Source organism: Kitasatospora sp. NPDC053057, from assembly GCF_044546945.1.
Taxonomy (GTDB): Bacteria; Actinomycetota; Actinomycetes; order Streptomycetales; family Streptomycetaceae; genus Kitasatospora.
This window is the reverse complement of sequence record NZ_JBITZP010000064.1, coordinates 22,784-31,765: the sequence shown is the minus strand read 5'-3', so window position 1 is coordinate 31,765 and position 8,982 is coordinate 22,784. Positions and strand designations below refer to the sequence as shown.

Here is an 8,982-nt window from a genome sequence, read left to right as displayed (position 1 = left end):
CCAAGGCCGCAAGCGCTGGACCATGCGATGGAAGCCCGCACTCCAGGCCTTCGACATCGCCTTCGACGGCCGACTCTCCGTCGGCCGCCGATAATTCACATCACACGAGTTACACCGTTGGCTGGACAGGCCCCGAGCCCGCGTCAGGGTTCACAGGGTGAAGTCTCGAGTCTCGCCCGGGTGCACGGTGGTGAGGGTGCCGTGGTAGCCGACCTGGATCGGGGCCGACTGGCCTGGGCGCAGTGTCACGGTTGCGCGTTCGTGGTCGACGGTGAGCTGGACTCCCCAGTGGCCGCGGTAGCGCAGTTCTGTCTCCAGCCGGCGCAGTGGAGAAGGGAGCCTCGGGTCGAGCCACAGGGCGTCCGCGCGCGTTTCCAGGCCGATGTAGCAGCGTTGGAGCAGGTCGATCGTGCCGGCCATGGCACCCAGGTGGATGCCCTCGGCGGTGGTTCCGCCCTGGATGTCGTGGATGTCGGCGGCGAGGGCGTCGCGGAAGAGCCGCCAGGAGGCCGTGCGGTCGGAGTGGGCCAGCACCCAGGCGTGGACGACGGAGCTGAGGGTCGAGCCGTGGGCGGTGCGGCGCAGGTAGTAGTGCGCCGTCTTGCTCAGCAGGTCGTGGCCGACCCGATAGCTCAGGCGCCGCAGCAGGTTGCGCACCTCGCGGGCCGGGAAGAGGTAGTAGAGCATCAGGACGTCGGCCTGTTTTGACGCCTTGTAGCGGTTGACGCTGTCGCCTTCGGCTTCGAGGATGCGGTCCAGTCGGCGGATGTTCGGGTATCTGCGCCGGTAGGTCTCCCAGTCGAGCTCCTCCAGCCTCTCGTATCCGTCGAACTGGCTGAGCACACCGTCGTGGAAGGGGACGTGCAGTCGGCGACTGACCTCCTGCCAGCGGTCGCGTTCACCCACATCCAGGCCCAGGCGTTCGAGCAGTTCGTCGCGGCGGTAGGCAGGCAGCAGGTCGACTGTCTCCAGGGCGCGTGCCAGAACCCAGGACGCCAGGACGTTCGTGTAGGTGTTGTCGTCCACTCCGGGTCCGGCCGCCCAGGGGTAGGCGTCATGGTACTCGTCCGGTCCGACGACGCCACGGATCACGTACCGCTGCTTGGCCGGGTCGTAGGTGGCGGTGTCGGCCCAGAAGCGGGCGATCTCCAGGAGCATCTCGGCGCCGGAAGCGGCGAGGAACTCCGAGTCCCCGGTCGCCTGGTAGTACTGCCACACGTTGTAGGCGACCGCGGAGCCGACGTGGCGCTGCAGGTGGCTCCGGTCTGGCAGCCAGCGTCCGGAGAGCGGGTTCAGGTGGACCTGCGGGGTCTCCTCGAAGCCGTCGCAGCCGCTCTGCCACGGGTACATCGCCCCTCGGCGGCCCGCCTCGCGGGCCATCTGCCGGGCCGCGTCCAGCCGCCGGTAGCGGTAGCGAAGGACCGCGCGGCTCAGCTCCGGGAAGCGCAGATCGAATAGCCGCAGGACGAACAGCTCGTCCCAGAAGACGTGGCCCCGGTAGCCCTCTCCGTGCAGACCCCGTGCGGGGACACCGACATCCAGGTCGGCGGAGTGCTCGGAGAAGGTCTGCAGCACATGGAAGAGGTACAGGCGCAGCGCGTCGGCGCCTTCGAAGGCCGCCTCCGTGCGGCATCGGCGCCACAGCTCTGCCCAGCGCAGCTCGTGCGTGGCCAGCAGCGCCTCGAAGCCCTCGGCCCGAGCGGCGAGGCGGCGGGCGGCGCGCAGCGGGTCCTCGACGGCCACGTCACGGGAGGTGTAAATGGCGACGGTCTTGTCGACGATGACCGGCTCGCCGAGGGCCGCGTCGACGGTGATGACCTGCTCGGCCCAGCCGTCCCGCAGGACCTCGCGGCGGGTGGCGGGCAGCGGCGCGCCCGCCCGGTGCACCCGGGTCCGGGCGGCCAGCGCGATGCGTAGCGGCGAGCCGGTGGCTGCCACCTGCAGCCATACGACCTCGGGCGGGTCCAGTCCCTGTCCGGCGGGTGAGGTGTGACGGCTGGTCAGTTCCTGGTAGCGGGGTACTCCGGTGTTGGTGACCGTCCCGTCGATCGCCGTGCGGATCTCCATCGGGCCCGACCAGTTCTCGGGGATCAGGACGGTCTCCAGGCAGGCCAGGTGTGGCTGGCCCATGTGGGCAAGGCGTCGCTGGACCACGTGGGTACGCCGGCCCGCCGCGTCCACGGCCAGGACGCGTCGGGTCAGCACAGCGCGGCGGAGGTCGAGTTCCAAGCTCTGGGCGAGGATCTCGACGCCCTGGCCGTCCGCCCCGAACCAGGTGTCCGTGCCTTGCGCTCGGAAGGTCAGCGGCAGCCAGTTGGGGCAGTTGACGAGGTCCTCGTTCGCCACCGTGCGGCCGTGGACGGTGGAGGTGGCCCTGTCGTAGCAACCGGCGAGGTACGTGCCCGGGTAGTGCAGGCCGTCGGCCCGGGACTCGGGAGCGGCTCCCCGGGTCACCAGGTAGCCGTTGCCGACCGCGCACAGCGCCTCCCGAAGGCCCTCCTCGGCCGGGTCGAAGCCCTCGTACCGCAGCGTCCAAGCGTCCGGGTCGGGCGGCTTCCGGACCACCACGCCCACAGCATCCGGGTCGGCGTCTGCGGAGTGCGCGCCGCGCTGTCGGCGGCTTCGCGGAGCTTGCCCGTCCGCCGTCGGTTCACCGGCCGGTGGATCCGTCGGGGACGGGACATCCACGGCGGCCTCCCTGGGCGCGTCGGTGCGCAGTCATGGTTTCAGTGTGACCAGCGGCGCCGGTTGCGGCGAGCCGCACCCCGATCCACGTCTTCAGCGCGGATCCGGACGGTCACCGAATGGCGCGCGGTGGCTTGTGGCGCTGATGAGCCGCGCCGGGCGAAGGCAGGCGCTCAGCCTGAGCTGATTCGCCGACCGGTCACCCGCTCGGGTTCGATGCGGATCCACAGGTCGCGCTCGCCCCCGGCCCACGGCTCGGAGCCGGCCGACTCGATGAGCCGCCGCACGTCGGTGGGGTCGGTGATCCGCTGGGCGCGTCCGACGACGAGAACGCTCCAGCCTTGGCTGAGTGCTTCGTCGATGTGGTCGGCCTCGAACGCGACCTCGGTTCCGGCGGTGGCGGCCAGCGAGCCGTGCGGGGCGGTTCGGTAGACGACGGCTCCGTCGAGGACCGAGTAGTTCACCGGGAACACCGCCGGGCCATCACGTGTCGACAGTGCGATCCGCCCCACGCCATGGGTGGAGAGCCGGTCTCGGCATTCCTGCTGATCGAGCTCAAGCAGTTCGGGGCGGCCCGCCGCCTGCCCGGTACCGGGCGGTAGATCAACGCCGCCTCCCAGCAGGTCGGCGACCGTGGTTCCCAGGACGCCGGCCAGCCTGGTCAGGCCCTCCATGCCGATCTCGGCCGGCCGCTCCTCCACGTACTCCAGGTAGGTCGGAGCCATGGCAGCCCGGTCCGCGAGCTCTTCGCGCGTGAGACCGAGGCGCTCGCGTCGCAGGGCGACGCGCCGGCCGACGTCACCAGCGTCGTGGTGCGGTGGTCCGCCCACCGAGGTGGGGCGTGTCGTCTCGGACATGGCCATCCGCTCCCTTCGTCACGGGGCGCCGCAGCGGACCCAGTGCTACCGGCCCTTTCAGATTCCAGCAGGCCACGGTCCGCGTGTCTGCTACCAGGGCCGGTGGGGCCCGAGGTGCGGGCCGGTCGGCCCTGTGCGGGCGCCCACCGCGAGCGCAGAGTGTGAGACGTAGCCGCATCGAGCGCGGGCCATACCTGCGAGGAGGAGTGAGGACCATGCAGCATCGCAGCGTCGACGCCGTCATGACTCGTGAGGTCGTCACGGCCAGGCCCGACACACCGTTCAAGGAGATCGCGGCGCTGCTCGACCGCAACGACATCACGGCCGTCCCGGTGGTCGACGCACAGGGCCGGCCGCTCGGGATGGTCTCTGAGGCCGACCTGATCCGCAAGGAGGCCGGCGTCCCGGATCCCGGGGGCCGCGTCCCCGGGCTGTGGATGCGTCCGGCCGACCAGGCTCGCGCCGAGGCCGAGACCGCCGGCGGGCTGATGACCAGCCCGGCCGTGACCGCCCGACCCGAGTGGAACGTCCTGGAGGCCGCTCGGGCGATGGACCGGCACAAGGTCAAGCGCCTACCGGTGGTGGACGAGGCCGGCCGGGTGGTCGGCATCGTCAGCCGCCGTGACCTGCTGCAGGTCTTCCTGCGCCACGACACGGCGATCCGCGAGGAGATCACCCGCGACGTCCTGCGCGAGACACTCCGGCTCGCCCCCGAGGAGGTGCGGGCCTCGGTCCACGACGGTGTGGTCACCCTGAGCGGCCGGGTCGAGCGCAAGAGCCTGATCCCCGTCATCGAGCGCCTCTGCCGTTCGGTGGACGGCGTCGTGGCGGTGCATCAGACGCTGGAGTACACCGTCGACGACAGCGAGATCGAGCTGGAACGGCCCCAGGCGTACGGCGCCCGCGGGCACCGCTGACCCCCGGCCCTGCCCAAGCCGCGATTACCGTTGCCCAGCACCGAGCCGGACCAGATCCGGCACATCCGAAACCCACGCCTCGTCAGCGGTCATCGGCCCGCAGAACATGGAGGCACCCCATGTCGGTCGAGAAGCTTCCCGCCGAGCAGAGCCTGATCCACACCCGGTGCGGCCGGACGATAGCCGTGTCCCGACTCGCGCCTGGCGTCCTGCCCGTCGGCATGGGCCGCGTCGTCCTCGACACCGCGTGCCAGCCGTACGACCACAGCGAGGTGTGGGCATCGCTGACACCACGTGAGGCCAGGGACCTCGCCGGGCTCCTGCTCCGCCAGGCCGCCGCCGTCGAACAGCCGCAGACCGACGCACTCGCTCGCCCCGGCCACATCGAGGTTACCCACGTGCGGGCGGACTCCCACGCGATCACCGTCCGCGGCCACGTCCTGACCGTCGACCAGCCTGTGCCGGAGGGAGGCGCCGACACAGGTCCCACGCCGGTCGAGCTCTTCGTCGCGTCGCTCGCCGCGTGCGTCGCGCACTACGCGGGCCGCTATCTGGAGCGGCACGACCTCACCCGGGACGGCCTGCGGGTCAGTGCCGACTACACGATGGCGCCCGATCGACCGGCCCGCATCGCCTCCATGAACCTGCGCGTGGCCGTCGCTGACCTGCCGCCCGAGCGAACAACGGCGCTGCTCGCCGTAGCCACGCACTGCACCGTGCACAACACACTCGAACGCCCGCCCGAGATCACCATTGCACTCGACGAAAGCCGAACCCCTACCCGCGCAGAACCCGTGCCCACCCCCGAGAAGGTGTGAAAGCCATGCACCACCGCACCGTCGAAGAGGTGATGACCCGTGAGGTCGTCTCCGTCCGGCCCACCACCACGTTCAAAGAGATCGTGGAGTTGTTCACCCGTAACGACATCACCGCCGTCCCGGTCCTGGATCCGCGCGACAACCCGGTCGGCCTGGTCTCCGAGGCCGACCTGATCCGCAAGGAAGCCGTGCGGCCCGACCCCGAGGGGCATGGCGGACCGCTGTGGATGCGCCCACGTGACCGAGCGCGGGCCGAGGCCGTCACCGCCGGCGAGATCATGACCTCCCCGGTTCGCACCGCTCGGCCCGGCTGGACCCTGGTCGAGACCGCCCGGGAGATGGACCAGCACAAGGTCAAGCGCCTGCCGGTGGTCGACGAGGCCGGCCAGCTGATCGGCATCGTCAGCCGCTGCGACCTGCTGAGCGTCTTCCTGCGCGAGGACTCGGCCATCGCGCAGGAGATCAACCATGAGGTGCTCGAACAGACCATGCGGCTGATCCCCGGCGCCGTCCGAGCCACCGTGCACCAGGGTGTGGTCTCACTGCGCGGCCAGGTCGACCGCAAGACGATGGTGCCGGTCCTCGAACGGCTGTGCCGCTCGGTCGACGGCGTGGTCTCCGTCGACGGCTACCTCGACTACATCTTCGACGACACCCATCCCGGGGCCCGCCCCGCCGCGGCCGGGCGAAACACCGGACAGACCTTGCTCCGCTGAGTCCCGGCCGCCGAACAGACCGCCCACTCGGGGACGTCGCATCCCGCCAGTGGCCTCACTCCCGGCCGTCGCCGAAGATACTGGCCCTGTCGTGCGCGGCGGGCGGGCGGGAGTTTTCATGGGAGTCCAGGCGCGCAGTCCCAGCAGTGCACGGAGGGCATCACGGTGGAGATCATCGCGTACGGCGTACTCGCGGACGAGCGCCTACTGCTGGAGCGTGCGTTCGACGGACGGCACACGGTGCGCTGCCTGGATCTGGTCCTCAACCGTGACACCGTGCCGACGGCCGCCGGCTACGAGGTCGTCTGCAGCAGCGTCAACGACGTCCTGGACTCCGACGTCCTGCGGGCCCTCGCGGGCGGCGGGACGAGGATGATCGCCCAGCGCGCCACCGGCTACAACAACATCGACCTGCCGGAAGCCGAGGCGCTGGGCCTGTCCGTGGCCCGGGTCTCGTCGTACTCCCCCTACTCGGTCGCGGAGTTCGCTTGGGCGCTGGCGCTCGCCGTCAACCGCAGGGTCGTCCGAGCGGTCCATCGCACCCGCGAGTTCGACTTCCGCCTGAACGGCCTGATGGGACGCGACTTCCACGGCCGCACCGCAGGCGTCCTGGGCACCGGAAGGATCGGCTCCGCGTTCACCCGGATCGCCGCCGGTTTCGGCATGCGCCTGCTCGGCTGCGACCTCGCGGAGAATCCCGAGTGCCTGGCGCTGGGGATGAAGTACGTGGGCCGGGACCGGCTGTTCGCCGAGTCCGACCTGATCAGCCTCCACCTCCCGCTGCTGCCCGACACCCACCACATCGTGGATGCGACCGCGCTCGCCCGCATGAAGGACGACGTGATCCTGATCAACACTGGCCGAGGCGGCCTGATCGACGCCCATGCCCTGGTGGAGACTTTACGGGCGGGCCGCCTGGACGGCGTGGGACTGGACGTCTACGAGGAAGAGGCCGGGGTCTTCTTCTTCGACAGGTCCCTGGAGGTGATGACGGACGACACGCTCGCGCGGCTGATGACGTTCGGCAACGTCCTTCTCAGCTCCCACCAGGCGTACTTCACTCACGACGCGGTCAGCCAGATCGTCGAGACCACCGCTCGCAACGTCGAGGACTACGTCGCCGGCCGCACCAGCGACAACACCCTCACCTCGCCGTCAGCGCCAGCGTGACCTCACCACCACGGCCCTCGATGCCCCGGGCCGAATCCACCGAGGGCCGCTGAGCCGCACGGCGATCAGGCGGACCCGAGCAGGGCCGAAGGCTGGGCCGATCGGCCCTCGCGCCGCCCGGTGCCATTCGCCAGTGTGGGCAGGGAGGTGAGACATCATGCGAATCGTGATCGTGTACGAGAGCCTGTTCGGTAACACCCATGAGATCGCCGAGGCGATCGGCGATGGCCTTCGGGAGGCCCGGCCTGACGCGCAGATCGCCTGCCTGCGGGTGGCCGAGGCGAGCCCCGATGCGACGGCGGCGGCAGACCTACTGCTCGTCGGAGGCCCGACGCACATGCGAGGGATGTCCCGCAGCGTCAGTCGCAAGATGGCCCTGAAGGTCGACATGAGGGTCGACGAGTCCGAGGCCGGGCACGAGCCCGAGGAGGGCGCCGAGGGCCCCGGAGTGCGCGACTGGTTCCATACCCTGCCGAAGGCGGTGCAAGGCGCCCGCGCGGCGGCCTTCGACACCCGGGGAGATGCGCGGATGAGCGGTGGCGCGGCCCCGGCGATCGCCCGCAGACTCCGCCACCACGGCTACACGCTCGCGGCGGAGCCCGAAGGCTTCATCGTCGAGGACGCCGAAGGCCCGCTGAGGGAGGGCGAGCGCAGCAGGGCCAGGGCATGGGGAAGCGCTCTGGTCTGACACCCGGCAGGACACGGGGCCGGGCGGCGCCCTGGGGCGGGACGTTCGGCCCCTGGTCACGGAGACGCTTCGGGTTCCATCCTGGCAGAGGGGTGAGGAGGAATTGGGCCATGACCGATCCGTCCCTGGACCCGCCGCAGTGGCAGGACCTGGCAACCGCAGGGCAGGCCGCGCCGTCGTTCCACAACACCCAGCCATGGACCTTCCGCGCGCTTTCCGGCGCGCAGAGGCTCCAGGTGTATGCCGACACTCGGCGCGCCCTGCCCGCAGGAGACCCGGACGGCAGGGCATTGCACATCTCGGTGGGCGCCGCGCTGTTCAACATCCGGGTCGCAGCCGAGCGTCTCGGCTGGGAACCGTCCGTACGACTTCTACCCGATGCCGCGAAGCCGTTCCTGCTCGCCGAGATCGACCTGTTGGCCCGCGCACCGGGGGCTGAGCCCCATGGGCCGGACCTCTACCCCGCGATCTGGCAGCGCCACTCCAGCCGCCAGCCGTTCGCCAACCGCGATGTCCCCGAGGCCGTGCTCGGTGAACTGATCGAGGCAGCTCGGGCCGAGGGTGCGGACTTCTGTCCCCTTGAGGAGGCCGACGTGCGTCGGGTGATGGACCTGACAGCGGAGGCCGAGGAACGTATCAACGACGACCCGGCGCGCCGGGCGGAGACGCAGCGATGGCTGCGCGGCCGGGAAAAGGCACCCGACGGGATTCCCGCGGATGCGCTGGGGCCTCCGGATCGCGAGGCGCATGTGCCGATGCGCAGCTTCACCGGCACCCCGCCCGCGCCCGGCGTACGGTCCGAGCGTTTCGAGCCGCTGCCGCAGCTGGCCACCTTGACCACGCATGGGGACGAACCGGCGGACTGGTTGCGTGTGGGCCAGGCGGTGGAGCGCGTCTGGCTGCTGGCGACGGTGCACGGACTGCGGGCCGGGCTGCTCCAGCAGGCGGTGGAGTGGCCGGACACCCGGTGGGGGCTGCGCGATCCGACGGCCGGCCCCGGTCATGTCCAGACCGTGATGCGACTGGGATTCGGGCCGCCCGGACCGCTGACCGGCCGCCGCCCGGTGGCGGACGTGCTGGAGCTGGTCGACGAGTCGGCGCATCTCCGTACGACGGAACATGGCTGACGGC

8 protein-coding genes are annotated in these 8,982 nt (G+C 70.8%); 6 read left to right on the top strand and 2 right to left on the bottom strand.

From position 1 onward, the window contains the following. Window positions 1-150 precede the first annotated feature (150 nt). Window positions 151-2,568 carry a glycoside hydrolase family 65 protein gene (locus ACIG5E_RS36805; protein WP_396541211.1) on the bottom strand — a complete coding sequence of 806 codons (2,418 nt, stop codon included), beginning with the start codon at window positions 2,566-2,568 and terminating at the stop codon, window positions 151-153. A gap of 290 nt (window positions 2,569-2,858) precedes the next feature. Next, window positions 2,859-3,548, bottom strand: coding sequence for a helix-turn-helix domain-containing protein (locus tag ACIG5E_RS36800; protein WP_396541209.1), 690 nt, complete (start codon window positions 3,546-3,548; stop codon window positions 2,859-2,861). A gap of 209 nt (window positions 3,549-3,757) precedes the next feature. Here ACIG5E_RS36800 and ACIG5E_RS36795 point away from each other — a divergent pair, with 209 nt between their 5' ends. The 6 genes from ACIG5E_RS36795 to ACIG5E_RS36770 all read left to right on the top strand — a co-directional run bounded on the left by ACIG5E_RS36795 (window position 3,758) and on the right by ACIG5E_RS36770 (window position 8,978). After that, complete coding sequence (locus tag ACIG5E_RS36795; protein ID WP_396541207.1) at window positions 3,758-4,459, top strand: CBS domain-containing protein; 702 nt, start codon at window positions 3,758-3,760, stop codon at window positions 4,457-4,459. A 119-nt stretch (window positions 4,460-4,578) separates the two neighbouring features. Then, window positions 4,579-5,277 (top strand): OsmC family protein, encoded by a 699-nt coding sequence (locus tag ACIG5E_RS36790; protein WP_396541205.1) that lies wholly within the window; start codon window positions 4,579-4,581, stop codon window positions 5,275-5,277. Between the two features lie 5 nt (window positions 5,278-5,282). After that, window positions 5,283-5,993 (top strand): CBS domain-containing protein, encoded by a 711-nt coding sequence (locus ACIG5E_RS36785; RefSeq protein WP_396541203.1) that lies wholly within the window; start codon window positions 5,283-5,285, stop codon window positions 5,991-5,993. A 165-nt stretch (window positions 5,994-6,158) separates the two neighbouring features. Next, window positions 6,159-7,163, top strand: coding sequence for a 2-hydroxyacid dehydrogenase (locus ACIG5E_RS36780; RefSeq protein WP_396541201.1), 1,005 nt, complete (start codon window positions 6,159-6,161; stop codon window positions 7,161-7,163). A gap of 157 nt (window positions 7,164-7,320) precedes the next feature. Further along, entirely contained in the window at window positions 7,321-7,851 is a 531-nt protein-coding gene (locus ACIG5E_RS36775; protein ID WP_396541199.1) for a flavodoxin family protein, read from the top strand. A 110-nt stretch (window positions 7,852-7,961) separates the two neighbouring features. After that, window positions 7,962-8,978 (top strand): Acg family FMN-binding oxidoreductase, encoded by a 1,017-nt coding sequence (locus ACIG5E_RS36770; protein ID WP_396541197.1) that lies wholly within the window; start codon window positions 7,962-7,964, stop codon window positions 8,976-8,978. Window positions 8,979-8,982: the final 4 nt, after the last annotated feature.